Genomic DNA, 24,237 nt, shown 5'->3' with positions numbered 1-24,237 from the left:
TTCCGTGCACGATCAGGTCGCTGCGAGCTGTCCGGCCCGGAACTCTTCGTCTTCCGAATCGCCGTACGAATAATAGTCGATCATGTAGCTCGCGCCGGCATCGGCCTTTTTCGGATCGAACTTGACGAGAACGGCGCCGATCATGCGGGCACGGGCCGAGTTGAGGCGCCGCATCGCAGCAGTGATTGCGCCGCGGTGCGAACGATTGGCTTCCATCACCATGACCGTGCCGTCGACCGCTGCCGCAATGCGTGGAGCGTCGGCGAGGCCGAGGACGGGTGGGCTGTCGATGATGATCTGGTCGTATTCGTCGCGCAGGTAGGCGAGAAGCGTCCGGAACGCCGCGCCGGAGAGAAGCTCGGCGGGGCTCGGCGGCTTCGGGCCGGCCGGCATGACGAACAGACCTTCGGTATCGGTCGAGTGGATGACGGAGTTGGCGGGAAGCTGCTGGGTCAGCATATTCGCCAGGCCGGGAATCCGCGGCACGTCGAGCAGCTTGTGAACCGAAGGACGGCGCATGTCGGCGTCGATCAGGAGCACCTTGCGTCCGCCGGCAGCCGCGTCCCGCGCCATAGCCAGAGCGGTCGTCGATTTGCCTTCGCCGGCGCGGCTGCTCGTCACCAGGATGGTGCGCGGCGGGCCGTTTTCAGACGAGAGCTCAACTGCCGCGCGGACCGACTGGTAGGCCTCCGAGATGTTCGAAGAGCGATCGAGCAGTTCGGCTGCGGCAGCTCCGCCCTTCAAGCGCGGAATGACGCCGAGAAGTGCCACTCCGAACCGCTCCTCGACCTCGTCCGGGGCCCGGACGCCGTCGTGGAAGACTTCCAGTGCAGCAACCGTCGCGAACGCGATCACGATTCCGGCCAGCAACGACAGGGCGATGTTGACGATCGGATTGGGCGAGACAGGGATCAGCGGTGGCTCGGCACGGTCGACAACGGAGATGTTGTTCGACGTTACGCCGGCTTCGGCGCTGACTTCCTTATAGCGCTGCAGAAGGCCGTTGTAGAGCTCGCGGTTGGTGTCGACCTCGCGCTTCAGGATATTGTAGCGGATGCCCAGCCCCTGCTCGGCAAGGGTCGCGCTCTTCAGGTGATTGACCGTTCCGGCAAGCTGCGACTCCTGCCTCTGGGCGGTCTGGTACTGGTTGCGGATCGAGTTGCGGATGCTGGTCGCAAGACTGGAGGTCTGGCGATCGAGCGACTTGATCGCCGCCAGCTCCTGCTGGACGATCGGGTGGTCCGGTTTGCGATGCTGCAGATCCTGTTCGTACTGCGCCTCGAGCTCCGCCCGGCGCTGCGCCATCTGCTGGATGGCGGGGTTGGCGAGCACGTCGGGAAGGCTCATCAGCGGCGTCGCCTGGGCCTGGCTCCAGCGGCCTTCGGCCTGAATGCGCGTCGACCTCGCGGCAGCGAGAGACTGGTTGAGCTCAATGAGGTTCGCGCTGGTGAGCGAATGCGGCGCGTTGCTGTTGGCGTCGCTAGGATCGCCCCCGCCGGCGCTCGGGTCGACGAGGCCGACCGAGCGCGCATAGGACAGCAGCGCCTTCTCGGACTGTTCGAGGCGGCCCTTGGTCAGGGTCAGCTGGTTCTCGAGGAAATCCTTCGAATAATTCGAAGTCTCGTAGTGCCGCTGCAGATTGCCAGCGATAAGGTTCTCTGCATAGCTATTGGCGATCGTCGCGGCCAACGCCGGGCTTGCGCTCTCGAACTCGACCGGCACGACACGCGAATTTCGCGGAAGCGAGACAACGACGTGGTCGCGAAGGGCCTGGACGACCTGCTCGCGCTTGATGGCCTCCTTCGGCTTCACGCCTTCCGCGAGAAGGAAGCGGTTGTCGGCGCCGAGGTTGAGGCCATCGGCGACCCGCTCGGCAAGCGCCCGGCTCTTGAGGATGTCGATCTGCGTCTGGAGGAGCCGGTCGGTTTCCTGGCCGCCGCTCATCGGCTGCACGTCCTCGGTGCCGAGGACCTTCACGGCCTGGTCTTCAATTTCGACGCTCGCGGTCGCGCGGTAGGTCGGGTGAACCAGGAAGAGCGCGAGGACGCCGAGCGCCAGGGTGCTGGCGACGATCGACATGACCAGCAGCCGGTGGCGCCACAGCGCCGACCAGATCTGGCGGAGGTCCAGCAAGTCGGAGCTTTCCGGCTCGTACAGGAACTCGGGACGGAGGACCGTCACATCGTTCGCAAGCATCGGCAGGTTGCCGCCGCCGCGCGGATCATAGGCCTCGAACCGCCTGTTAGACATCGTTATTCTCCCGAAAGGCGCATTAGAGGACGGGCCGGAAAATGCTGAAGAGCGGTGACGCCGTGACCACGTTCTTCCAGAACCGCTTGGCCGACGAGTAGCCGACGACGACGAGGTCGTTTGCCTGGATCACCGGATCGGCCGCCTGGCCGCGGCGAATGCTCGCGATGTCGAAGACCGCGCCCATGCGCTGGCCGTTGATCGTTCTGAACACGACGACCTGGTTCAGCGTCGCGACCTCGGTTTCGCCCTTCGCCATGGAAATGACGTCGAGCAAGGTGGTTGGGCCGGTCATCGGGTAGACCCCGGGCTCGGTTACTTCGCCCTGCACCGATACCTTCTGCGACACCGATGCAGCGACGCTGACGGTCACTTGCGGGTTGCGCAGGTAACGGTCGCCGAGCCGCGCTTCGATTTCCTTGGAGAGTTCGGCCGGGGTTTTGCCCTTCGCCTTCATCTCGCCCATCAGCGGCAGCGCGATGTTGCCGCCGGCATCGACCTGGAGGGCCTTCGCGGAGAGATCGGGCTCCTGATAGACGCTGACGTCGAGCGTATCGAGCGGACCGATGCGGTAGTCGGCAGTCGCCGTCTGCGTCGCGGGCGTTGCCGAGATCACCGAATAGGCAGCGGCGCCGGCCGGCAGGTGGGTGGCGGACTGGCCAGCCGCGCAGGCCGACAGCATCGCCGTCAGGAAGATGGCACCGACATAGCGCATTGGAGAGCCCTCATGACTGGCGGGGTACGGGAGCGTATCTGTAAACCCTTGATTCCTCAACGTTGGTTAACCCCGTTAATTGGTCGGCTTTGACAGTGTGACATCGTCGACCCAGATTTCCCGAGCGTTGATACCATTGGGGCGCTGCAGAGCGAGCGTCTGGATTGGGCAGTCCTGAACTGGGACATGGAGATTTGCGGTAAAAGCTTGCCAAGCCGAACTGCTTGCCGGCGCCGCCTCCCAGTCCTCGTTGGCGTCCGAGCCGGAGCAGCGCAGCTCCCACCGCAAGACCATGCCCTGACCAGCGCCGCTGCGCGCGCGGTAGCTCAACACGTAGGTGCCGGGCGCAAGCATCAGCCGCTGCGACAGCAGCGGGCCAGTGCGTGCGGCGGAGGATATCCGAAGCGCGCGTCCATGCCCGGCGAAGTCCGGCTTCTGGATGGCGATAGTCGCCATGTCCTCGTCGCTGATGTCCCAGTCGGTCGGCACATCCGCGCCGCTGCGGCCGCTGACCTGTTCGAAGGCCCCGTTCGCAACGAGCGCGCGGCCGTGAACTTGCGACCACAGGGCGCGTGCGCCGTCGATTTGGTTGGCGGCGACGAGTCGCTCCATCAGCGGCTTGGCTTCCTCCACCGACAAGGGCGCCGGCCCGGCGTTGAGCTTCGCGACGAACAGCCTGAGCTTCTCCACGCTCGGTGCAGGCAGCTGGGCAGTCGCCTTGACGAAATTGGCACGCCACAGCGGCCGTTCGGCAAGGGTCCGAGCCAGCGCGCGAGCCGTCGGTCCGTCCGGCGCGTCCTGCAGCAGCAGTACGATCGAGGACGGGAGCATGATCTCCTGCTGGTAGAGTGCCTCGGCACGCTCGATCGCCTTGTCCGGCTCGTGTGTCCGCTCGCTTGCCTCGATCGCCCACAGCTGGGTGAACGGGTCGCGCCAGCCGAGCGTGACTGCCATCTGCATCAGCCGCTCGCCCTGCGCGGTGGAGCCCTGGAGCGTGCGGACGACGGCAGCGGTCCGCACGGCGCCGACATCGATCGGCGAGAGGCTCGCAGTCTTCAGCGCTTCGTCCATTGCGCCCACGGGTTGGGACCGCGCGAGCAATTCCGTCGCGGCGGCATCGTGCGCCGCAGTCGACCACGGCGCCCAGCCGTAAGCGCTCTCGTGATCGTCGTTGGCCAGGGCTGCCGACGAAGCGCCCGCCTGGACCGTAAAGACGCCAGCGACGGTTATGGCCGCCAACGCTCCGCCGGTCCGCGCGTATGATCGCGCGCGAGCGATGCCGTGTGTGCTGCCGCGCCGGGTAACCACAGCGCTCCCCTGCCCTTCGGACCGGCCGGGCAGAAGGCACGCGCAGAGGACCGCAAACACGCAACTGATCGCCGGCATCCGCAGCGGATAGTCGACCAGCGAGAAGATCAGGATGAGGACGATTCCAAGCACTGCCGACAGCGTCAGAAGTGCGCGTCCGAGCTCCACTCGCTTGCGGACCAGTCGCACTGTGGCGACGGTGAGGATTGCGAAAAACCCGACCAGCAGCGCGACACCCAGCAGCCCGCCCTCAAGCAGGATCTCGATGTAATCGTTGTGGGCGTGATTGAGGATCGCCGGCGAGATCCCCGCGAGGCTCTCGGCGGTCTGGTAAACGGGCACGAACGTCCCGAAACCGGTGCCGGCGAGGCCATAATGGTGCAGCGCCCAATAGACGTCGTCCCAATAATCGAAACGGGAGTCGTGCAGGGAGGAGAAGCGGGCGAGGTTGCGGTTGAAGCCACCCACCCAGGATATCGTCGCTCCAAGCGCCGCCAAAGCGAGGGTCGACGGCACCGCGATCCGCCAGATCGACTGGCGGAAGAACAGCACGAGAAGCGAGCCGGCGAGCGCCAGGGGGAGCAAGAGCAGCGCCATCCGTGACGTTGTCGCAATCACGACGACGGCCAGGATCGTAAGCGCGGCAATGGTCGCCGCGATGTAGGGCAGCTTGGACGATGACCGCTGTGCGCGCGCTGCTCCAAGTCCCGCGAAGATCGGCATGGAGAGCAGCAGGAAGACAGCGGTGTGGTTGCGGTTGACGAAGAGGCCGATCGGGTAACCGATGTGCGACGACGGATAGGGCGTCATCGATCCGCCAGTCGCAAGCTGCATGACCCCGAGGATCGCGTTCACGACCGCGAACCCGCCGATGATCGGCAGCAGCCTGGCTCGTTCGGCAGATGAGAGGCGCAGGCAACCGAGAAACAGCACAGCCGCCGGGATCAGGCTCAGCACCGCGCGGATCGTACCCTCGACGTCGAGCGTCAGCGGGCGCCAGATGCTGATGCCGAGACCCGCGTCGATCTGCGCCGGAAGCTCTCGCCCCGGGAGTGACTGCCACAGTGAAGGAGGAAGCGGGACAAGCTGCAGCAGCGGGAGAATGAAGGCGGCAGCAACGAGCGCGACCGCGCAACGGCTCAGTGCGGGCAGCCGTTGACCCTGCGGGTACCAGGCGAATGCGCCGGCGACAGCCAAGGCGGCAAGATCGAGGATCATCTCGAGGATCGGGAAGCTCGCACCTGCTCCTCCGACTGCCAGTGCAAGCACCAGCAGCGCGGCAATGACTGCGAAATTCGTCCTCTTGTCCATCGATGTTCCTGATGCGCCTGGAGAGCTTTGCACGATGGCATGTACTCCAACGAAAGCTAGTAGCCGGTTCGGGAGTGCGCCTAACGCATTGGTAACCACCGCGAGCGCAACCTGCTGCCCACCCCTGGAGCAGCACCATGAGCAAGCGCAATTCGAGAAGCCTGGCCTGCACGGCCGTCCTGGTCGGCTCCGCACTTTGGAGCGCCAGTGCTGGCGCAGCCGGACTGTCGATCCGACAATTGGGGGCCGAGCAGCTTCGGCTGAGGACCATCGGCTATCGCATCGCGGCTGCAAGCAGTGGCACGTGCCGCAAGCCCCAGATGCTCACGGGCCTGGTCACGCACGACCTCACGCAATATCAGCCGGCGCTTCGCACGTCGGTTTCCCAGGCCTTCTCGCTTCGGTCCGGGTTCGGCGTCCTGCAGGTCGTCGCCGGCAGCGTTGCCGAACAAGCCGGCTTCAAGGTGGACGACGAGATCGTGGCCGTCGACGGCCGCTCGGTCGAGGACTCCGCCGCAGTCGCCAAATCGGCGCCATCCTACCAGCGGATGGAGCGATTCTCGGCGCTCTTAACTGCGGCGCTCAGCGATGGTCCTGCCGATGTCCTGCTCCGCCGGGGCGGCGGCCTGCTTCACGTCAGGCTCAAGGGGCAGCCCGGATGCGGCGGCGAGACGCTGCTGGTCCGGTCGTCCGACCTGAACGCCTGGTCGGACGGTGCCCACGTCTACGTCAGCAGCGCGATGATGCGGCTCACCGGCAGCGACGAGCAACTCGCGTTCGTCGTCGCCCACGAACTCGCGCACAATATCCTTGGCCATTCCTCAGAAAAGGAGACGCATGGCTTGCTGGGAGCTTTCGGGATCGGCGCGATGAAGATCCGCCGCGAGGAAGTTCAGGCCGACAGCACGGCCGTGCCGCTGATGAGCGCGGCCGGCTACGCGCCGCTTGGTGCAGTTCGCTTCCTCGAGAGCGCGAGGAGCGTTCTGTGGTGGAATTTCTCGCTCGACCACCCGGGGTTCGGCCAGCGCATCCGGACCGTCGACGGAGCCATTGCGAGGCTGGCGGCGGGCAGCCGAGTAGCGGCAGTGACGCGGTTCGCCTCGAAAGCTTAGCGCGTCTTACGGCCGGCCGATGACTAGCGGGCGACTGTATCCTGCCGGCGCGATCACCTCGCAATTCTCGAACCCCGCAGTCTTGAGAATCTCGATTGCGAACTCGACGGACGCCTTGCGATAGGTGTCCTGGCTGCTGCGATCGATCAGCCGGTCCGTGTTGCACTGAAGCACGAGCACGTTGGTCAGCGAACGGATGTAACGCACCGTCTCCCGCATTTCCGCCTCGCTCACATAATAGAGCGTGCAGAGCGCGGTCACGACGTCGAAGCGCGGCAGGCCGAAGCTCGGCAGGTCGGCGTGCGAGCCCTCGATCGAGCGGAAGTCGTACGCGCGGTTGTCGAGCCATTCATAGGCCGACTTCACCAGCGCGGCTTCGCGGATCGCCTGCGCGTCGAGCTCGATACCGATCGCCGAACGGGCGCCCGAGCGGAGCATTTGCAGCGGGTTGAAGCCATTGTTGCTGCCGAGATCGAGGACAGTGCCGCCCAGCGGGATCGGCAGGTGCTCCTTCATGATGTAGTTCCAGCGGCCGATCCCGACGTCCGGGTTCCACAGCTTGCCCCAGTGGACGTCCTCGCGGATCAGGATCGGCGCATAAACCTGATCGCCGTCCGAGAAAGCCGCGCTTTCCGATGCCGACTGCGGGCTGCGCAGGGAAGCCGCGGTGATCAGCCGCGTGCCGAACCGCTCATTGAACTGCTGTCTGTCCTTGTCGCGAAGGTACACCGACATGTCGCGCGAGAGCCCCGCCAAAGGAAGGGCCTGGTCGAGCGCGACAAACACGGCCTGGCTATCGTCGCTGAGCAGGACGTCGCCTTCGCCGATGTGACCCAGGACGTAACCCGCCCGGTGAATTTCGAGCAGCTTGCCGGCGACGGCATCAAGGATTTGCCGGCGCGCGGGCTCAGCGCAGCGCGCAAGTGCCTGCCGCAGTGGCACCCCAGACACGGCGGAAAAGGTGATCGCGCTGGCGTTCCAGTCGACGCCCGCAATGGAAGGAACCGCACAGCCGCCCGTGGTGAGATCGAGGACAGCTTCAAGGACTTGCACGAAGCGGCCGCGATCAGTGGCGAATGTCTTCGTGCATCCGGCTGCCTTGCCATCGCCGAGTTCGCGAACCCGCTCCTTGAGCCGATCGGTTCGCGGCGCGAGCGCACGGCTCAGGACTTTGCGCCGGTGGAGCCGGACGGCAATTTCTCGGGCTGGGTCGGTCAGCGAGTAAACCGCCCGGCCAAGCATCGCCACGTAGGCAGTGTGCGCCAGACCCGTCGGGCCGAGCCTGCGCAGCTGACCGACGCGCTTGATGACTTTCGCCGGCAGCTTCCGTTCGAACCGCATAACGAGTGGCCTTCCCGAATTCACGCGACCTTCCGACATTGAACAGATCCTGCGGAGACAATCCTGGGCGATCTCATCTGCCTGACAACGGCACGCGTCGAGTCCTCACAACATTAAATCCGTCCTGAAATGAGACTGGGCGTTCGGCGAGATTCCCGCGGTCGGCCGGAACCCCAGCAACCCCCGCTATGGATTTGATAATCCTTCGTGCTCTATCCTTCCGGCGATTTGGGCATCCATGAAACCTCGGAGGCAACTGCAGAGCTGCAGGTTGCAGCGCTCGACGAGCAGCTAAAGCGCCGAACCGGCCGGTCGATCTTCTGGACGATGGGCCAGGCGGCGGGAGACCAGCTGTTCTCGTTTGCCGTTTTCGTGATGCTGGCGCGGGTCCTCGACAAGTCGGCGATCGGCACCTTCGCCATCGCGTTCGTCTTCATGGACATCGGTCGCAACCTGGCCACCGCGGGAGTCAGTCAGCGGATCGCGCGCGCCAAAACACTGACGCCAACCGAACTCGACACGATCTTCTGGACCAACATGTTCCTGGCCGCCGCCTACTCTGCGGTCATCATCATCGCCGCGCCGGCAGCCGAGCGCATCTTCGGTGCCCCGCAGCTTGCGGCGACCCTCGTGTGGCTGACGATACCGATCATCCTGAGCGCGGGCGGCAACACTCACATGGCGCTTCGGCTGCGGGAATTTGGGCACAGGACCTTGGCCGTCCGGTCCGTACTCGGCGGGCTGATCGGCGGCAGTTGCGCAGTGATCGCTGCATTGATGGGCTACGGCATCTGGGCGCTGGTTCTGCAGCGGATCGTCCGCGAGCTGGTGTGCACGGTCCTCGCCTGGACCGCTTACCGTTGGCGTCCGGGCTTCGACTTCGACCGCGCGGAAGGCGCAAGGTACCTGCGCAACACCGTCGATCTCGGCTTCGCGCAGGTGGTGACCCTGCTCAGTCTGCGCGCTCAAGACCTCGGCGTCGCGCGGGTTTTGGGCCCGGCTGTGCTGAGCTCGTATCGCGTCGCCTGGCGTTGCGCCGAATTGATTGGGCCGCAGATTGTCGGGCCGTTCGCCACTGTGGCGCTGCAGACCTTTTCACGGCTCCAGGACCATGCAGCTGAACTCCGAACCGCATACCTCTCGATGCTTCAGCAATGCGCTCTGGTCTCCGTCCCGGCGCTTGTTGGATATGCCGTGGCCGGTCCGTGGCTGGTGCCGGCGCTGTTCGGTCCGCAGTGGCACGACGCCGGCGCGATCGCGCCGATGCTTCTGCCGCTTGCCCTCCCTTACACCGTCAACGGCTTCGTGCTCGCGGTGCTTGCCGCGCAGGGCCAAATCAGCTGGCAGCGCTACCTGTCGCTGCTCGACCTCGCGTCCACGGTGCTGGTGACGGTGCTGACCGTCAGTCACGGGCTGAAGTGGCTTGCGCTCGCCTACAGCATCCGGGCCGTGCTGCTGATCCCATTGCAGGTTCAGCTCGTCAGGCGAGCAACGGGCATCGGATTTCGCGACCACGCCAGAGCGCTTGTCGGGCCGACGGTCGCCGCAGGCGCAATGGGCGTGCTTACCGCAGCGCTCTTCTATGCGGTCGACCCGCGCAGGCTGTTGGTGATCGTCGGGATGTGCGGCGTTGCAGCAATCGCCTACGGCGCGATCGCGGCAGTGATCCTGCCGGACGCGCGCAAGACATTCCTCAAGCTGGTGGCATCCGGGCGCGAGCGCTTCGCGAAGGACGCCGGATAGATGCAAGGCCCCCCGCGGCTCAGGAGCCGGAAGAATTTAAGCCGGGCTCACCGTATCGCGATGATGGTGATGATGGCCGCCCGTCAGGACGACGATACCGCCCACGGCGATCAGAGGAATGAGGTACGCCACGCCGAAGAAGCGGCGCCTGGCGACCGGCGCCGGACCTTCCTGGATCGCGACCACGTCAGGCTGAACGACAGCGGCGACCTGGTCGATGACGGGGAACACGGGCCGGCAATCCTGCGGCCGTACCTGGGCTACTGCCTCAAAACTGAGCAGCGCCAGCGAGGCGGAGACGAATACCAACTTCCTCATCGAAACAGCTCCTTCGCCGCTTTTGTACTTAATTGTGCGTTAATGGAAAAGGGGAAACCGAGTCCCCCATTGGGACATCGGCACTCCTGCCGGCATCGCCCGAGCGCTCATCCAATCGCGGTTGTTCGGTGACCCTCGAGCGGATCTCCGCAAGCAGCGCGGCAAGCACCATGTGCTTGAGGCTCTCGAGCCGGTATCCGCCAGAGTCGCCCACCGCTGCGAGCGCATCGCGGTGCCGGACTCGGACATTCGGGCCATCGAAATAGGGAGACCCGGATGTCGGGTCCTGAACCGTCTGGTTCCAGTCGAGGTAAGCGTCGTCGAAGACGATGCACTTCTCTGTGCGCGCAAGACTGCGTTGCTCGCGCGCGGCCTCGAAGCACCGTCGGCTCCTCGCAAGTGCCTCATCCGGCGCGGCGCCCATCGCGAGGCGGATCTCGCTACGGAGCTCGGCGTAGCTCAACGGCGCCTCGTTGCGCGCCGCGCGTGTCTGAACATCGACCGCCGATGCCTCGGTCGTGAACGCGTCGCCGATCGAGGAGCGTGGGAGCAGGACGCCTGCCGCCGCGGTTAGTGCGACCACACAGGCCAATGCTGCCGTCGCGATCGAAGATCCGCTCCAGCCGCGCTGTCGTCGGCGGTGCTTCGCGCCCGTAAGCAGGGGCCGTTGCCGCACCTGGTCCTTGCCGAACGCGTGCGCCTCCAGCCGGAGGAAGGCGTCGTATGCAGCCCGCTTCCCGCTATCCTTGAGGATGTCGTACGAGCGGTTGACCTGGGCTGCGAAATGGGAGGCGCGCCGCTTGTCCGCAGCATCGGTCAGATCGGGGTGATAGCGCTTCATCAAGCGGAGATATGCGGAGCGGATCTGCTCGGGTGAGGCGGACTGCTTGAGGCCGAGCACGTCGTAATAGGTCGGTCCTGGCGACATCCGTTTGCAGCCTCACAACCCGGTCGCGAGTTTGTGAGGGCTCGCTTTCGAGCACAACTTGAGATCAGCCGGCACGATCAATCGTCCTGTTTCAGAAGCGTGCAGCCCGGGCCGAGCTGCACGTCACCCGCGCCCTTGTCGAACTCGATCATCTGTGTGCCGCGCGGCGCACGGATGTCGCATCGATCGATCCGGATATCTGCGGGACCGGTCTCGACCTCGATGATCGTCCCGGGCCGCTTCATCCTTACGACGAGCCTGCGGATATGCAGCTGTGGCCGCGCACCCGTAAGCGAGCCGTTGAGCCAGATCCCCGAGCAGGAGCTGATCCCCCCGCGCTTGAGCGAGTCACCTGTGGTCAGGGTGCCGGCATCGGCCCCCGACCAGAAGCGGAAGTTGCGGCAATTGTCGGCCGCGGAGACGTCCGACAGCAACGCGAACGGACGCACGTCGAAGCCAGCATCGCTGTTACCGTTTGCCTGCACGCCTCGAAACTGCACTCCCGCAACATCCTTTTCTATCGTGATGCCGTCACCGTTCCAGTAGCGGTTGGCCGGAGCCTGCCAGCGAAATCCTTCGAAACTGCTATTTTCGACCAGCACTGTCTTGGCGGCCGTAATCTGCAGGCCGAATGGCATGTTGACTCCGCCGCTCTGCGGCCCCCCCGTCATCACGCAATGCGTGTCGCGTACGACGACAACGTCGGCATGAGCGCGAATGCAGGCATCGAGAACCTGCGCCTGAAGCCCGCGAACGGTCATGTTGGTGACCGCCGCGGAGCGGCTGACGTAGACGACCCGATACGCATTGCGGACATCGGCGGGGCCGATCAGCGCAGTCGCAACCCTGCCACGCAGCGTAACGGCTTCGCCGCCGCCCGCGTCGAGGGACACGATGCGAGCAGCGCCGGGCCAGTCCACGTCGCCGGTGAGGAAGACGGAGGCCGACAGCTGGGGAACGGTCGCTCCGGTCAGGAGCAGACATCCGATGAAGAGGGCCGGTAGTCGAGCCATTGGCCGCCGCGCCTGGTCCGGCGCTTAGAAAGCGTTCGGGTGGAAGATCACTCCGAATGTCGCCGCGATGATCCGGAGGTCGCGCCAGATCGTCCAGTCGCAGAGATATTCCAGGTCCGACTGCAGCCGGTTCGTGAGGTCATGGCGGCAGACTGTTGCCCCGCGATAGCCGCGGATTTGCGCGAGACCCGTCATTCCCGGCTTGACGACATGCCGGTGGAAATAGCGCGGGTCGATCTTCCAGAAGAGCGCGTCCTCGGCGGTCGAGCCAAGCGCGTGGGGGCGCGGGCCGACGATGCTCATGTCGCCCGCAAGCACGTTGAAGAGCTGCGGCAGCTCATCAATGCTGGTCCGGCGGATGAACTTGCCCACCCTCGTCATCCGCTCGTCGACGCGGCTCACCGAGCAGTCGCCGCGCGGATCTGCGCAAGCGTGCGAGAAGCTGCGGAACTTGAGCAGGTTGAACAAGCGGTTGTTCCTGCCTACCCGCTGCTGGCGGAACAGCACCGGACCGCCGCTATCGGCGGCAATCGCGATGGCCGTGAAGATCATCAGCGGCCCAAGCAGCACGAGCGCCGCACTGGCGATGACGACGTCGAGGGCACGCTTGAGGACGCGGTCACGGATGTTGAGCGGTCGTGCGCTAACCTTCAGCGTCCTGTGGCCGCCGAACTGGCCGATGCCGATCGCCTGGAAGTCGTCGAGCTCGGGCGTAAGGATTTCGACGTCCACGGCAGCCGCCTTCAAGGCATGGGACCACTTGCCCCGGCGCGCGGACGAACATGCGATCACGACCGAGTCGCAGCCCTCAAGCGCGTGGCCGAAACGGTCGAGCAGCACCGGATTGTCGTCGCCCGGAGCGATGCCCAGTTCACCTGCGGAGACCACGACCTCGCCGCCTTGAGTTGGTGCGAAGAAGCCGTCCAGGATGACGAGGCGGTTGACGAAGGATCCGCCATACTTGCGGTTGATGTAGGCACCGGCGGCAAAGCGACCGGCAATTCCGAAGGCCATCGCAAGCACCGTACCCATCGCGAAGATCTGGCGCGAGAACTGGACGCTGGCCTTCATATAGAAGAGCAGCGCGATGGCGACGGCGATCGCGTATCCGAGCGCTTCGGCGACTTTCGCCGCGCCGCGGCTCGGACGCTGAAGCGCTCCGATCGAGTAAGCGCGATTGTGAATGGCGATGGCGGTGAACGTCGGGATCATGACCGCCAGGGTCCTCAGCGACTGCTGCTCGAACGGGGATCCCAGGCGAATGTCACCAGCGGCGAGAAAGGCGAACGTCATCAGCAAAACGTCGATGCCGAACAGCATCGCGTAGAGCCGGATCCTCAGCTTCTCCTTGGAGATCGGGAAGAGCCGGTTGGGCAGCGAATTCGCGCAGGGGCCAGCGTTCGAGCCTCGGCCCAGCAGGAATGCCGGTGATCCATCGATCCTGGTCCGGGCGGTTACGCTGCTCATGTGCCCTCGTTAGGTTCTGCTATGCCTCAATCAATAACTCACAGGTTAACTGGGGCATAGGGACGAGTGGGCACCGAGAGTCCCGCCTTGGCACATTGAGCCCGGCGCGCAGCTTGACTCCAGACGGCCGCGTTAACAAGACAGTTAACAGGAAGAAAAGCTCGTTTGTCTCTGGAGGCACCAATGATCGTACGAACTTTAGTTGCCCTCGCTGCCCTCGGTGCGGCCTCGGCGGCGTCAGCTCAGTGGAGGCCCGGTTCGGAGATCATGGGCCAGCAGGTCCAGGTCCAGACGAACGGCGTCCTCAACACCGTCTATTTCGATCGCGGCGGAATCGCCCAGATCACGTCGCCGTCGGGCGCCAAAATCGTCCAGGCAACCTGGACCGCCGACGCCGGCAAGCTGTGCCTGCAAACGGAAGAAACCTTCGATTGTTATCCGTATCGCGCTCCGTTCACGGCGCACATGCCGGTGGACCTGCTGAGCGACTGCGGCGTGCTGTCGCGCTGGATCCCGCTCAGCACCTTCGTCGCGCCGTTCGAGCGCGGCTAACGAGATCATGCTGGCCGGTTCGCGCGCGAAAGCGCCGAGCTGGCCACCAAATGCCTGATGCGAATGTGCATGGGGCGTAGCTTCGGTCTACGCACCATGCCATTGTCGCGTTCAGCGCAAGAACAGCCCGTCGGATCCTGTGCGCAGCCGTTTCGCGTGGAGGGAGTAAGCGATCTCAAATTCCCGCTCGCTCGGCCGAGGCGTGTCGGCGCCCTCTCACGATCCTGATCAGACCGCTGCGACATTCGCGGTTGCTCGCACGATAGATGAGCTCGTTGCGCTCCGCTCCGATTGGGAGGCGCTGTATCAGCTGGGTTCGCCTCGCAATCCGTTCCTCAGCTACGATTGGACCTACGCCTGCTCGGGCGCTCGCGAGCGCCCGGCGGAGCCATTCGTCCTCACGATGCGGATGAAGGGCCAGCTCGTCGGCGTAGCCCCGATGTGCATCGAGCGAGCGTCCGGTTTCCGTGTGCTCCGCTTCATTGCCGACAACCGCTCCGACTACCTGGGGTTTCTTCGGGCTGAGGGAAGTCCGGAAGTCGAGCAGATCCTGCTCAAGCAGCTGATGAGCTACCAGCGGGAGTGGGATCTCGTACTGCTTCAGCAACTCACCGATTCCTATACCGGCCTGCATCGCGACTCGCTGCCCGGCGGATTTACATGGCACCGGACAGAGTGGACGATCGCCCCCTATTGCGCTGGCGAGGGCGACTGGGACTCCTTCCACAAGACGGGGCCCAGCTGGCTTCGCGAGATGCGCAAGCGGCGGCGGCGGTTCGCGAAGGAGGGTGGCCGCACGAAATGCCTCACCGGCGCCGAAGCCATCGCGAACCTCGATGTGGTTGCAGGTATCGAGGCCCGTTCCTGGAAGGGCCGTCAGCAGACGACGCGCCTGCAACCGGGAGCCGGACGTGACCTGTTCGAGCGCGCATTCGAGAGCTTAGGCCAGCGCGGCGAGTTGCAGCTGTGTCTCGCCTACGTCGGGGACGAGCCCGTCGCGTTCCAGATCGACTTCGTGCTGCCCGACCGCCTCTGGCACTATCAATGCGCCTACGTCGAAGACTTCCGCCGCTCGCGCGCGGGTTCCGTACTTGCCTATGAATCACTGGAGAAAGCCTGGAATGAAGGTCTCCGTGAGTTCGACTATCTGGCCGGCGACGAGCCCTACAAGCGAGAGCGGACAACCGCCTCGCGCGCCATCTACCACCTGGCCGGACACCGCCGAACGCCGCGTGGCTGGACCGCCTACGGCGTCCTGCTCGCACCCCGCTGGCGGTTGAGGCACGTCGGTGTGCTCAAGAGCGCGTACCAGGCCGCCAAGTCGCTGAAGCGGCGCGTGAGTTCAAATTGACGCGCGGCGACCTGTCGAAGAAGTCTTCGTGATAGGAGGCCCGATGCTGGTGGTCGTCAGGGAAAAGAAGATGAGAACCGTGCTACTTCTCGCCGGAATCGGTGCACTGCTGATGGGCTTGCTTTGGGTTGGCCAGGGCGCGGGGCTGATCCACTGGCCTGCATCCAGCTTCATGCTCGATCAGCGCCCGTGGGTAACGCGCGGTGGAATCCTCGCCGTTATTGGCTGCATCATAATCGGCATCTCGCGGGTGCGCCGTCGTGCTCCGGATCACAGTTCGGACAGGAGCGCCAAGTCCTGAGATCAGGGGCCGCTTCGGACCGCAGGGAGCAGACGCATGGCTGAGCGGACGTTCGAGTTTGTGACAGTCGACGTCTTTGCCAGTGAGCGGTTTGGCGGCAACCCGCTTGCGGTCTTCCCGGACGCGCACGGCCTCCAAACGACCGAGATGCAGGCGCTCGCCGCCGAGATGAACCTGAGCGAGACAACGTTCGTGCTGCCGCCGGAGAACCCCCGCAACACGGCACATGTTCGTATCTTCAACCGGACCGCGGAGATGCCATTCGCCGGTCATCCGAATGTCGGCACTGCCTTCGTCCTCGCCAGCCGGTCAGAGGATCGTTCCGATGTGCTCCGGTTCGAGGAGTTGTCCGGACTAGTCTCGGTCCAGATCGAGCGAGACGAGCGCGGGGACGTGAGCGGGGCAAAGATCGATGCACCGCAACCTCTTCAGGTCATAGGCGAGGTGGACGCGGCTGCGGTCGCTCGGTGCATCGGATTACCAGAGGGTGACATCGATCTGGACCTTCATCGCCCTGTTCGAGCGACGGTCGGTGTCGAGTTCCTCCTCGTTGCGGTGAGGCCCGAAGCGGTCACGCACGCAACGCCGGATCTCAACGCGTTTCGGAGCCTTGCGGCACGCTCCCCGGATCACGGAGCCCGGCTGTCCATCTTCCTGTACGCGCGCGAGGGGACGTCGGTGCACGCGCGCATGTTCGCACCGCTGGCAGGTACCTGGGAGGACCCGGCAACGGGCAGTGCAAGCGCAACGCTCGGCGCACTAATTCTGTCGCTTGAAGGCGGGCCGGAGCGCTTATTCGACGTATCGCAGGGCACGGAAATCGGACGCCCGAGCCGCCTGCGCGTTCACGCCAGGCGGACCGATGACGGGACTCGCGCAAGCGTCGCGGGATCGTGCGTTCCGGTGCTGAAGGGTCAGGTAACCCTGTAGCTTGGGCGGAGAAACGTGGGGAATGGAGGCCCGAGCCGGAATCGAACCGGCGTGCAAGGATTTGCAGTCCTCTGCGTAACCACTCCGCCATCGGGCCCGGAGAACCCGCGCCTTTTCGCGACCTTTGCCGTCGGGTCAAGTGCCAAGCCCGAGGGCGGCACGGAACTCCGTCCGTTGAACTTTCGACCAATGACTGTTGGCGGAGCAGCCGCAGACCGGTAAGAACCGCTTGAACAGCGGGTGTGTTAGCAGCATATTACAGCGATGACGGTGCAATCTCCAATTCCCGATTACGCGCAGGCGCGCATGGCGATGGTCGAAAGCCAGTTGCGGCCGCAGGGCGTCACCGATCCTGCCGTGGTGGCTGCGATGGGCGAAGTGCCGCGCGAGCAGTTCGTGCCCGACCAGGCTCGTCCGATCGCGTACATCGACCGTGCAGTGGCTCTCGGCGGCGGCCGGTTCCTGCCCGCTCCGGCGGTCCTGGGCGAACTGTTGACGCAGATGATGCCAGGACGCGGACAGCGCGCGCTCCTCGTCGGCGCCGGCACCGGGTATTCGGCTGCGGTTCTAACCAAGATGGGCCTCGAGGTCGTCGGCATCGAGTCCGCGCCGGAACTCGCCGCACGCGCCCGCGAGCTTGGCGTCAGTGTCGTCGAGGGGCCACTCGAGGCTGGCTACCGCAAAGGCGCGCCCTACGACCAGATCCTGATCGATGGCGCCGTCGAACACATCCCCGAGGCAATCGTCGCGCAGCTCGCCGACGGCGGCAGGCTCGGCACGGCGCTTGTCGACCGCGGCATCAGCCGCCTCGTCGTCGGCCGCAAAGCCGGAGGCGCGTTCGGATATCTCACGCTCAGTGATGCCGGCAGTCCAGCGCTGCCCGGTTTCGCGCGCCCGAAGGCATTTACATTTTGAGGACGATTGTGGTTCGAAAACTGATCAGCGGCACGATTGTCGCAGCGCTGCTTGCCGGCACAGCATCGGCGGACACTTTGCGCGAGGCGCTTGTCTCCGCCTACCAGAGCAATCCGACGCTCGCGGCCCAGCGCGAGGCGCTTCGTGCGACCGATGCGACGGTTGCGATCGCCCGGGCCGCCGGCCGGCCGCAGGTCAGCGGCACCGCAGGACTTAATCGCGACCTCAGCCGCAGCGGTGTTCTCGATACCGGCAGCAAGGGGCCGACGCTCTCGGTCGGGGTGGACGTAAGCTACCCTTTATTCGACGGCGGCCGCGTCCGTAACCAGGTTCGCGGTGCCCAGACGCGTGTTCAGGCTGGCCGGGCAACACTTCGCGCAGTCGAGGGCGACGTCTTCGCGAACGCTGTCGCGGCCTACATGGACGTCATCCGCGATCGCTCGATCGTTGAGCTGAACCAGAACAACGTCAAGGTTCTCGAGACCAACCTCGAAGCAACGCGCGACCGCTTCCAGATCGGCGACGTGACACGGACGGACGTCGCGCAGTCGGAAGCCCGCCTGCAGCTCGGTCGGTCACAGCTTGCGACGTCCATTGGACAGGAGACCGCCAGCGAAGCAACGTATCGCCAGGTGATCGGCCATGCTCCGGGGCAGCTTGCGCCGCCGCCCCCGCTGCCGCCGCTCCCAGCGACCGCCGACGAGGCGACCCGTATCGCGCTGACCAACAATCCGGATCTCGTCGCAGTAGTGCGCGAGGCAACGGCAGCAGGTTATGACGTGCGCGTAGCCCAGTCCGGCCGGCTTCCGACGCTCGGCGTCGGCCTGAGTGGCACTTACGTGAATGCACTGGGCGGGGCCGGCACCAACCAACTCGGACAGCGTAATCCGGCCACGGGCACGCAGACCACCGCTGGACTGAGCGCGCGCATTCCGATCTTCCAGGGCGGCCTTCCCGCGGCCCAGACTCGTCAGGCACAGGCCATTCAGGGCCAGCTGCTTGAGCAGGTCGTCGGCACCGAGCGCGCTGTCGTCGCAACCACGCGATCGGCGTTCGCCGGTTACGACGCCGCGCAGCGCGCCATTCAGGCCAGCACGGTGGCAGTGCAGGCCAACGAGCTGGCGCTCGAAGGCAGCCGTGCGGAGCAGTCGGTCGGTACCCGCACCGTGCTTGACGTTCTGAATGCCGAGCAGGAACTGCTGAACTCGCAGGTGGCGCTCGTCACTGCCAAGCGGGATGCGTACGTTGCGGGCTTCCAGCTGCTCAACGCCATGGGCATTGCCGACGCCAAGGACCTCGGTCTCGACGGCGGGCCGCTCTATGATCCGCTCGGCAATTATCGTCGGGTCGCAGGTAACTGGAACGACTGGTCGTCCGACCGGGCGCCGGTGCCGATTGCTACCCGCACCGTCAGCCCGGCCGAGCTGCCTGCAACGCCGATCGTGACGCCGCAGATGGCGCCCGGACGCGTGCTGACGGAGCCGGTGGTCACCTCGGGCGTGACTCAGCCGCGGCAATAAGTAATATCCGGCCCATGCAGTCGCCCGGCCGTGAACCCTCGATGGAAGACATCCTCGCGTCGATCAAAAAGGTGATCGCCGAGGAGAAGGGTCAGCGTGCGGGACCGGCAGCGGCTGCGTCGGTCTCCCCCGCGACCAACTACCTGCCCGAGAACGATAAATCGGACGAGGTACTCGAGCTGAACGAGCCGCTCGCAGCGCCGGTGGACCTGGGGCCGCCGCTGGTCGACGAAAGCGTGGCCGGCCGGAGCCGGGAGGCGCTCGAGCAGCTCTCGACTGTGGCTGCCACTGTCCCTGCCCCGCCGCCCGTCAACCCACTGGAAGAAATGGTGCGGGAAATGCTTCGGCCGATGCTCAAGCAGTGGCTCGAGGAGCATCTGTCGACGATTGTCCAGGACCACGTCCGGCGCGAAATCACGCGCATCACCGGCCGACCGCTCTAGCCGCCCGCTCATTTACCGGAGCCTGACAGCAGGAGGGCGCCGGACCAAGCCGGCGCCCTCTCCCCCACCCATGATCACGCAACGGGCTCGGGGGTCCCGTGCGCGATCACCCCGGAAACTCAACCGCCGCGCATCTCGGGCAAATAGGCGTCGTCGACCGCGTCGCTGAACTTGGTCGTGCGCCCGTCAAAGCGAACGCGGACGATGCCGGTGGAGCCGTGACGCTGCTTGGCAACGATGACCTCGGCGCGCCCGGCGACCTGGTCGTACTTGCTCTTCCAGTCGTTGTACTTGCCGACCTTGTCGAGGTTCGTTGAAACCTCCTCCGGCGTTGGCATCTCCACCTCGACCGCCTTCAGGTAATAGTCTTCGCGGTAGATGAAGAGGACGATGTCCGCGTCCTGCTCGATGGAGCCGGATTCGCGAAGGTCCGAGAGTTGCGGCCGCTTGTCCTCGCGTTGCTCGACGGCGCGGCTGAGCTGGGAGAGGCCGATCACCGGCACGTCCAGTTCCTTGGCGAGCTGCTTGAGGCCGCGACTGATCTCGGAGATTTCCTGGACGCGGTTCTCGGTGCCGTTGCGACCCGATCCCTGGAGCAGCTGAAGATAGTCGACGACGATGACGCCGATGCCCTTCTGCCGCTTGAGCCGCCGGGCGCGGGTACGAAGGGCGGCGATGGTGAGGCCTGGCGTATCGTCGATGTAGAGTGGCAGGCTCTGTAGTTCCGCAGCGGCGCGGGCCAGGTCGCGGAATTCCTGCTGGCTGATGCGGCCGGTGCGGAGGTTCTCCGACGTAATGCCCGACTGCTCGGAAAGAATACGCGTTGCCAGCTGATCGGCGGACATTTCGAGGCTGAACAGGACCGCCGGCGCCCCAGCGGACTGGCCCGGCTCAATTCCCTCTTCGGTATCGCGGAGAAACCGGCGTGCGGCCGCGAAGGCCATGTTGGTGCCAAGCGCGCTCTTGCCCATGCCCGGACGCCCGGCGACGATGATCAGGTCGGACTTGTGCAGCCCGCCGATTTTGGCGTTCAGGCTGTCGAGCCCGGTGGTGAAGCCCGACAGATGGCCACCGCTGTTTAGCGCGCGCTCGGCCATTTCCAGCGCGTCCTTGGTCGCTTCGGCGAACGACTTGGCCTTGCCGGCCGAGCCGCCCTCTTCCGCAACCTTGTAGAGCTCGGTCTCCGCCTTTTCGATCTGCTGGAGGGGCGCGATCTCGTCGCTGGTATCGAGCGCGCCTTCAACGAGGTCGCGGCCAACGCCGATCAGCGCCCGAAGCAGCGCCAGCTCGTAGATCTGCGCCGCGAAGTCGCGGGCGCCGATGACGGCAGCTCCGGACCCCGTGAGCTGGGCGAGGTAGGCCGGGCCGCCGACCTGCTTCATCGCCTCGTCGCTGTCGAACAGCGGACGCAACGTGACTGGGTTGGCGACCCGGTTCGCGTCCGTCATCCGGAGGATCGCCTCGTAGATGCGGCCGTGCAGCGGCTCGAAGAAATGATGCGGCTTGAGCTTGAGCTGGACGTCCTCGACCAGCCGGTTGTCGATCATCAGCGCGCCGATCAGCGCGGCTTCAGCCTCGACGTTCTGTGGAAGCGACTGCGGCGCAGTCTCGGCGGGGGGTTCGGCGATACGGATTACTTCTGCCATGGCGGTCCTCTACGCTCGGGAACGCGCCGTGCCCAAGCGGAACATATGTAGCACAGCTGTGGATAGCTTGTGCACGAATCGCCCGACGGTCCGCAGGAAGTGCCGGTTTCTCGCGGCAGCGCCCATCCACAGAAATAATGCCCGCCAAATTGAAGGTGTCGGGACGTCCCGTTAGGCACTCCGCATGGCGATTTTGTCCGACCGCTGGATTCGTGAGCAAGCTTTGGCCAGCGGCATGATCGAGCCGTTCGTGGAGAGCCAGCGGCGCGAGGGCTGCATCAGCTACGGCCTCTCGTCCTACGGCTACGATGCGCGGGTTTCCGACGACTTCAAGATCTTCACCAACGTCGACAACGCAATCGTCGACCCCAAGGACTTCGCCCACAACAGCTTCGTCGACCGCAAGACCGACGTCTGCATCATCCCGCCGAACAGCTTCGCACTGGCGCGAACGGTCGAATATTTCCGCGTGCCGCGCGACGTACTGGTTATCTGCCTTGGCAAATCGACCTACGCGCGCTGCGGGATCATCGTGAACGTCACGCCGCTGGAGCCGGGCTGGGAGGGCCACGTGACGCTGGAGTTCAGCAACACGACGCCGCTCCCCGCCAAGGTTTATGCGAATGAAGGCGCCTGTCAGTTCCTGTTCCTCCAGGGGAACGAGCCGTGCGAGGTCAGCTACGCGGACCGGGCAGGCAAATATATGGGCCAGAAGGGCGTGACCCTGCCCAAGCTGTGACGGCCGCGCACGCTGGCAGGCTCGACGCTTCCGATCCGCTCGCCTTCGCGCGCGAGCGGTTCGAGCTTCCGGAGGGCGTCATCTACCTCGACGGCAATTCTCTCGGCGCTCTGCCGCGCGCTGCCCCCGACGCTCTCGCCCGCACCGCCCGTGAGCAATGGGGCAAGGACCTCATCTCGAGCTGGACGAAGCACGACTGGATCGACTGGCCGAGGCAGGTTGCAGCGAAGCTGGTGCCGATCGTTGGTGCGCAGGCCAACGAGCTGCTGATTGCGGACTCGACCTCGGTTTGCCTGTTCAAGCTGATGGCTGCCGCAGTGCGGGCGCGCCCCGGCCGCAAGACGATCCTCACGCAGGCCGGCAACTTCCCCACCGACCTTTACGTCGCACAGGGTCTCGCCGACCTTCTTGGGCTGACGGTGGAGGCTGTGGCAGGTGCGGACGTCCTCGGCGCGATCGACGACGACACAGCGGTCGTGACCCTAACCCACGTCGATTATCGCAGCGGCGCCGTCCACGACATGGCTACGACGAACGGCGCCGCACACGACGCCGGGGCGCTGACACTCTGGGACCTGTCCCACAGTGCCGGCGCTCTCAACATCGACCTCACTGGCACGGGCACCGACCTCGCGGTCGGGTGCGGCTACAAATATCTGAACGGCGGACCGGGAGCGCCGGCATTCCTATATGTCGCCGAACGGCTGCAGTCCGAACTGCGCAGCCCACTACAGGGCTGGATGGGACACGCAGAGCCGTTCGCCTTCGATGACGGTTATCGACCAGCAGAGGGCATGGGCCGCTTCCTGACGGGAACGCCTTCGATCCTCGGCATGGCGGCACTCTCGGCAGGCGTCGACACGTTCGAGGGCATCGGCATGGACGCCATCGAGCAGAAGTCGCGAGCGCTATCCGCCCTGTTCGTAGATGAGGTGGAAGCGCGCTGCGGCTCGGAACTTCGCCTCGCCTCGCCGCGTGATCCTATCCGACGCGGGAGCCACGTCGTCTTCGCTCACCCGCATGGCTATGCCGTGATGCAGGCGCTCATCAGCCGCGGCGTGATCGGCGACTTCCGCGCTCCAGACCTGATGCGGTTCGGCTTTACGCCGCTCTACACGCGCTTCGCCGAGGTCGTACTGGCAGCCGAAATCCTCGGCGAAATCATCGGGTCAGGCGAATGGAATCAGCCGCGCTTCCACCAGCGGGCGAAAGTTACCTGACGGGGGCGCGCCGGCTCCGCGTTCCATCGATCGCCCAGGCGCCCGGGCCCGCCGCCGCAAGGTAGAGGAAGATGAAGCAGTAGAGGATTGCTCCCTCGCCCCCGTTGACTGCCGGCCAGAAGCCCTTCGAGGCATGGCCCATGAAGTAAGCCACAGCCATCTCGCCCGATGCGATGAACGCTACCGGCCGCGTGAACAGCCCAACCGTGACGAGCACGCCCGCGATCATCTCGATGACACCGGCCGCCATCAGCATCGGCGGCAGCGGCTGAACCGGGAATGGAATGGGGAACGCGAAGAACTTCTGCGTTGCATGCTCGAGAAACAGCAGCCCGGTGATGATGCGCAGCAGCCCCAGGAACTGGCGCTGCCAACCCGATAGCCAGGGTAGGTCCATCTGATCCTCCGACGGTCAGGCCCTAGTCTACAGTGACTGCCGGCCTTGCGCCAAGTGTCAGGCGTGTTCCCGTTGCGCAGCTGCGTGCGCCGCATCTTCCGCGATCAGGCGCCGCGAGCGGTGGATCATGTCCACCCAGTCGGCGAATGCATGGGCCAGCTTTTCGACAAGGTCGGCAAGCGGACCGGGCTTCAGGACCCCGCTCTCGTCGAAGCTGTCGTCGGTGATGTGGCCGAGATAGGCCTCCGGCTGCTGCATCATCGGCATGTTCAGGAAGACGCATGCCTGGCGAAGCTGGTGGTTCGCGCCGAAGCCGCCGATTGCTCCGGGCGACGCGCTGACGATGGCGGCAGGCTTCTTGTCCCAGACGCTCTGCCCATAGGGCCGGGAGCCGATGTCGATGGCGTTCTTGAGCACGCCGGGGACGCCGCGGTTATATTCGGGCGTGCAGAACAGGACGCCGTCGACCGGGGCGACCTCCTGCCGGAAGCGCGTCCACTGCTCCGGCGGGCTCTCGTCCAGGTCCTGGTTGTAGAGCGGCAGGTCGCCGAGCTCGATCATCGAACAATCGAGATTGTCACCCCGGATCGCGCAGATGGATCGGGCAATCCGCCGGTTGATGCTGCCCGCGCGCAGGCTGCCGGTGATAATCGCGATCTTGTAGGCCATGGCGCTTCTCCTCAGGTGGCGACGGGTGAATGACGCGCTGCCGCAAAG

General features: G+C 65.2%; 22 protein-coding genes and 1 tRNA gene. 11 read left to right on the top strand and 12 right to left on the bottom strand.

The window, feature by feature from the left end; genetic code table 11:
• Positions 1–12: 12 nt before the first annotated feature.
• The 3 genes from ACUXST_RS01165 to ACUXST_RS01155 form a co-directional block, all read right to left on the bottom strand.
• Positions 13–2,250: a GumC family protein gene (locus ACUXST_RS01165; RefSeq protein ID WP_458388123.1), complete on the bottom strand. Its 2,238-nt coding sequence runs from the start codon at positions 2,248–2,250 to the stop codon at positions 13–15.
• A 22-nt stretch (positions 2,251–2,272) separates the two neighbouring features.
• The gene (locus ACUXST_RS01160) at positions 2,273–2,965 is read right to left on the bottom strand and encodes a polysaccharide biosynthesis/export family protein (protein ID WP_458388122.1); all 693 of its coding nucleotides are present in this window, start codon (positions 2,963–2,965) and stop codon (positions 2,273–2,275) included.
• Positions 2,966–3,040: 75 nt separating this feature from the next.
• Positions 3,041–5,584 (bottom strand): O-antigen ligase family protein, encoded by a 2,544-nt coding sequence (locus ACUXST_RS01155; protein ID WP_458388121.1) that lies wholly within the window; start codon positions 5,582–5,584, stop codon positions 3,041–3,043.
• A 137-nt stretch (positions 5,585–5,721) separates the two neighbouring features.
• Between ACUXST_RS01155 and ACUXST_RS01150 the strand changes: the two genes are divergently transcribed.
• Positions 5,722–6,696, top strand: a complete 975-nt coding sequence (locus ACUXST_RS01150) for a M48 family metalloprotease (RefSeq protein WP_458388120.1) — start codon at positions 5,722–5,724, stop codon at positions 6,694–6,696.
• Positions 6,697–6,702: 6 nt separating this feature from the next.
• Here the strand turns inward: ACUXST_RS01150 and ACUXST_RS01145 are convergent, their stop codons facing one another.
• Positions 6,703–8,037 carry a hypothetical protein gene (locus ACUXST_RS01145; RefSeq protein ID WP_458388119.1) on the bottom strand — a complete coding sequence of 445 codons (1,335 nt, stop codon included), beginning with the start codon at positions 8,035–8,037 and terminating at the stop codon, positions 6,703–6,705.
• Positions 8,038–8,265: 228 nt separating this feature from the next.
• Between ACUXST_RS01145 and ACUXST_RS01140 the strand changes: the two genes are divergently transcribed.
• Positions 8,266–9,780 carry a lipopolysaccharide biosynthesis protein gene (locus tag ACUXST_RS01140; protein WP_458388118.1) on the top strand — a complete coding sequence of 505 codons (1,515 nt, stop codon included), beginning with the start codon at positions 8,266–8,268 and terminating at the stop codon, positions 9,778–9,780.
• 36 nt (positions 9,781–9,816) lie between these two features.
• On the opposite strand, the gene ACUXST_RS01135 is transcribed toward ACUXST_RS01140, so the two are convergent.
• The 4 genes from ACUXST_RS01135 to ACUXST_RS01120 form a co-directional block, all read right to left on the bottom strand.
• Positions 9,817–10,098 (bottom strand): hypothetical protein, encoded by a 282-nt coding sequence (locus ACUXST_RS01135; protein WP_458388117.1) that lies wholly within the window; start codon positions 10,096–10,098, stop codon positions 9,817–9,819.
• A 28-nt stretch (positions 10,099–10,126) separates the two neighbouring features.
• A complete protein-coding gene (locus ACUXST_RS01130) occupies positions 10,127–11,026 on the bottom strand; it encodes a J domain-containing protein (protein ID WP_458388116.1) in 900 nt (299 codons plus the stop codon).
• A 77-nt stretch (positions 11,027–11,103) separates the two neighbouring features.
• Positions 11,104–12,039, bottom strand: a complete 936-nt coding sequence (locus ACUXST_RS01125; RefSeq protein WP_458388115.1) for a hypothetical protein — start codon at positions 12,037–12,039, stop codon at positions 11,104–11,106.
• A gap of 24 nt (positions 12,040–12,063) precedes the next feature.
• On the bottom strand, positions 12,064–13,506 hold the full coding sequence (locus ACUXST_RS01120) for a sugar transferase (protein WP_458388114.1): 1,443 nt from the start codon (positions 13,504–13,506) through the stop codon (positions 12,064–12,066).
• Between the two features lie 183 nt (positions 13,507–13,689).
• Here ACUXST_RS01120 and ACUXST_RS01115 point away from each other — a divergent pair, with 183 nt between their 5' ends.
• The 4 genes from ACUXST_RS01115 to ACUXST_RS01100 all read left to right on the top strand — a co-directional run bounded on the left by ACUXST_RS01115 (position 13,690) and on the right by ACUXST_RS01100 (position 16,640).
• Positions 13,690–14,058 (top strand): hypothetical protein, encoded by a 369-nt coding sequence (locus ACUXST_RS01115; RefSeq protein ID WP_458388113.1) that lies wholly within the window; start codon positions 13,690–13,692, stop codon positions 14,056–14,058.
• 202 nt (positions 14,059–14,260) lie between these two features.
• Positions 14,261–15,409, top strand: coding sequence for a GNAT family N-acetyltransferase (locus ACUXST_RS01110; protein WP_458388112.1), 1,149 nt, complete (start codon positions 14,261–14,263; stop codon positions 15,407–15,409).
• Positions 15,410–15,479: 70 nt separating this feature from the next.
• A complete protein-coding gene (locus ACUXST_RS01105) occupies positions 15,480–15,710 on the top strand; it encodes a hypothetical protein (protein ID WP_458388111.1) in 231 nt (76 codons plus the stop codon).
• 36 nt (positions 15,711–15,746) lie between these two features.
• Positions 15,747–16,640: a PhzF family phenazine biosynthesis protein gene (locus ACUXST_RS01100; protein ID WP_458388110.1), complete on the top strand. Its 894-nt coding sequence runs from the start codon at positions 15,747–15,749 to the stop codon at positions 16,638–16,640.
• Positions 16,641–16,663: 23 nt separating this feature from the next.
• Here ACUXST_RS01100 and ACUXST_RS01095 read toward each other — a convergent pair.
• A tRNA-Cys gene (locus tag ACUXST_RS01095) sits at positions 16,664–16,737 on the bottom strand.
• Between the two features lie 167 nt (positions 16,738–16,904).
• Here ACUXST_RS01095 and ACUXST_RS01090 point away from each other — a divergent pair.
• The 3 genes from ACUXST_RS01090 to ACUXST_RS01080 are packed head-to-tail and all read left to right on the top strand — an operon-like array spanning position 16,905 to position 19,518.
• The gene (locus ACUXST_RS01090; RefSeq protein ID WP_458388109.1) at positions 16,905–17,555 is read left to right on the top strand and encodes a protein-L-isoaspartate O-methyltransferase family protein; all 651 of its coding nucleotides are present in this window, start codon (positions 16,905–16,907) and stop codon (positions 17,553–17,555) included.
• Positions 17,552–19,075 (top strand): TolC family outer membrane protein, encoded by a 1,524-nt coding sequence (locus tag ACUXST_RS01085; protein WP_458388108.1) that lies wholly within the window; start codon positions 17,552–17,554, stop codon positions 19,073–19,075. The genes ACUXST_RS01090 and ACUXST_RS01085 overlap by 4 nt, the downstream gene beginning before the upstream one ends.
• A gap of 14 nt (positions 19,076–19,089) precedes the next feature.
• Complete coding sequence (locus tag ACUXST_RS01080; protein WP_458388107.1) at positions 19,090–19,518, top strand: DUF2497 domain-containing protein; 429 nt, start codon at positions 19,090–19,092, stop codon at positions 19,516–19,518.
• A gap of 119 nt (positions 19,519–19,637) precedes the next feature.
• Here the strand turns inward: ACUXST_RS01080 and ACUXST_RS01075 are convergent, their stop codons facing one another.
• Positions 19,638–21,164: a replicative DNA helicase gene (locus ACUXST_RS01075; protein WP_458388106.1), complete on the bottom strand. Its 1,527-nt coding sequence runs from the start codon at positions 21,162–21,164 to the stop codon at positions 19,638–19,640.
• Positions 21,165–21,348: 184 nt separating this feature from the next.
• Between ACUXST_RS01075 and dcd the strand changes: the two genes are divergently transcribed.
• Both dcd and kynU read left to right on the top strand, forming a co-directional pair.
• Positions 21,349–21,903: a dCTP deaminase gene (gene dcd / locus ACUXST_RS01070; protein ID WP_458388105.1), complete on the top strand. Its 555-nt coding sequence runs from the start codon at positions 21,349–21,351 to the stop codon at positions 21,901–21,903.
• Positions 21,900–23,123, top strand: a complete 1,224-nt coding sequence (kynU, locus tag ACUXST_RS01065; RefSeq protein ID WP_458388104.1) for a kynureninase — start codon at positions 21,900–21,902, stop codon at positions 23,121–23,123. Before dcd ends, kynU begins: the two co-directional genes overlap by 4 nt.
• On the opposite strand, the gene ACUXST_RS01060 is transcribed toward kynU, so the two are convergent.
• Both ACUXST_RS01060 and ACUXST_RS01055 read right to left on the bottom strand, forming a co-directional pair.
• Positions 23,116–23,520 (bottom strand): DoxX family protein, encoded by a 405-nt coding sequence (locus ACUXST_RS01060; RefSeq protein WP_458388103.1) that lies wholly within the window; start codon positions 23,518–23,520, stop codon positions 23,116–23,118. The two genes, kynU and ACUXST_RS01060, sit on opposite strands and share 8 nt — an antisense overlap.
• A 57-nt stretch (positions 23,521–23,577) precedes the next feature.
• Complete coding sequence (locus ACUXST_RS01055; protein WP_458388102.1) at positions 23,578–24,189, bottom strand: NADPH-dependent FMN reductase; 612 nt, start codon at positions 24,187–24,189, stop codon at positions 23,578–23,580.
• Positions 24,190–24,237 lie beyond the last annotated feature (48 nt).

Source organism: Sphingomonas sp. F9_3S_D5_B_2 (assembly GCF_054263715.1).
The sequence above is the reverse complement of the archived record's forward strand: the minus strand, read 5'-3'. Positions and strand labels throughout refer to the sequence as shown.

Excerpts from the sequence above, each read along its gene's own strand:
- ACUXST_RS01165 (WP_458388123.1), bottom strand. The coding sequence starts at position 2,250 with ATGTCTAACAGGCGGTTCGAGGCCTATGATCCGCGCGGCGGCGGCAAC.
- ACUXST_RS01160 (WP_458388122.1), bottom strand. The coding sequence starts at position 2,965 with ATGCGCTATGTCGGTGCCATCTTCCTGACGGCGATGCTGTCGGCCTGC.
- ACUXST_RS01155 (WP_458388121.1), bottom strand. The coding sequence starts at position 5,584 with ATGGACAAGAGGACGAATTTCGCAGTCATTGCCGCGCTGCTGGTGCTT.
- ACUXST_RS01150 (WP_458388120.1), top strand. The coding sequence starts at position 5,722 with ATGAGCAAGCGCAATTCGAGAAGCCTGGCCTGCACGGCCGTCCTGGTC.
- ACUXST_RS01145 (WP_458388119.1), bottom strand. The coding sequence starts at position 8,037 with ATGCGGTTCGAACGGAAGCTGCCGGCGAAAGTCATCAAGCGCGTCGGT.
- ACUXST_RS01135 (WP_458388117.1), bottom strand. The coding sequence starts at position 10,098 with ATGAGGAAGTTGGTATTCGTCTCCGCCTCGCTGGCGCTGCTCAGTTTT.
- ACUXST_RS01130 (WP_458388116.1), bottom strand. The coding sequence starts at position 11,026 with ATGTCGCCAGGACCGACCTATTACGACGTGCTCGGCCTCAAGCAGTCC.
- ACUXST_RS01125 (WP_458388115.1), bottom strand. The coding sequence starts at position 12,039 with ATGGCTCGACTACCGGCCCTCTTCATCGGATGTCTGCTCCTGACCGGA.
- ACUXST_RS01120 (WP_458388114.1), bottom strand. The coding sequence starts at position 13,506 with ATGAGCAGCGTAACCGCCCGGACCAGGATCGATGGATCACCGGCATTC.
- ACUXST_RS01115 (WP_458388113.1), top strand. The coding sequence starts at position 13,690 with ATGATCGTACGAACTTTAGTTGCCCTCGCTGCCCTCGGTGCGGCCTCG.
- ACUXST_RS01105 (WP_458388111.1), top strand. The coding sequence starts at position 15,480 with ATGAGAACCGTGCTACTTCTCGCCGGAATCGGTGCACTGCTGATGGGC.
- ACUXST_RS01100 (WP_458388110.1), top strand. The coding sequence starts at position 15,747 with ATGGCTGAGCGGACGTTCGAGTTTGTGACAGTCGACGTCTTTGCCAGT.
- ACUXST_RS01090 (WP_458388109.1), top strand. The coding sequence starts at position 16,905 with ATGACGGTGCAATCTCCAATTCCCGATTACGCGCAGGCGCGCATGGCG.
- ACUXST_RS01080 (WP_458388107.1), top strand. The coding sequence starts at position 19,090 with ATGCAGTCGCCCGGCCGTGAACCCTCGATGGAAGACATCCTCGCGTCG.
- ACUXST_RS01075 (WP_458388106.1), bottom strand. The coding sequence starts at position 21,164 with ATGGCAGAAGTAATCCGTATCGCCGAACCCCCCGCCGAGACTGCGCCG.
- dcd (WP_458388105.1), top strand. The coding sequence starts at position 21,349 with ATGGCGATTTTGTCCGACCGCTGGATTCGTGAGCAAGCTTTGGCCAGC.
- ACUXST_RS01060 (WP_458388103.1), bottom strand. The coding sequence starts at position 23,520 with ATGGACCTACCCTGGCTATCGGGTTGGCAGCGCCAGTTCCTGGGGCTG.
- ACUXST_RS01055 (WP_458388102.1), bottom strand. The coding sequence starts at position 24,189 with ATGGCCTACAAGATCGCGATTATCACCGGCAGCCTGCGCGCGGGCAGC.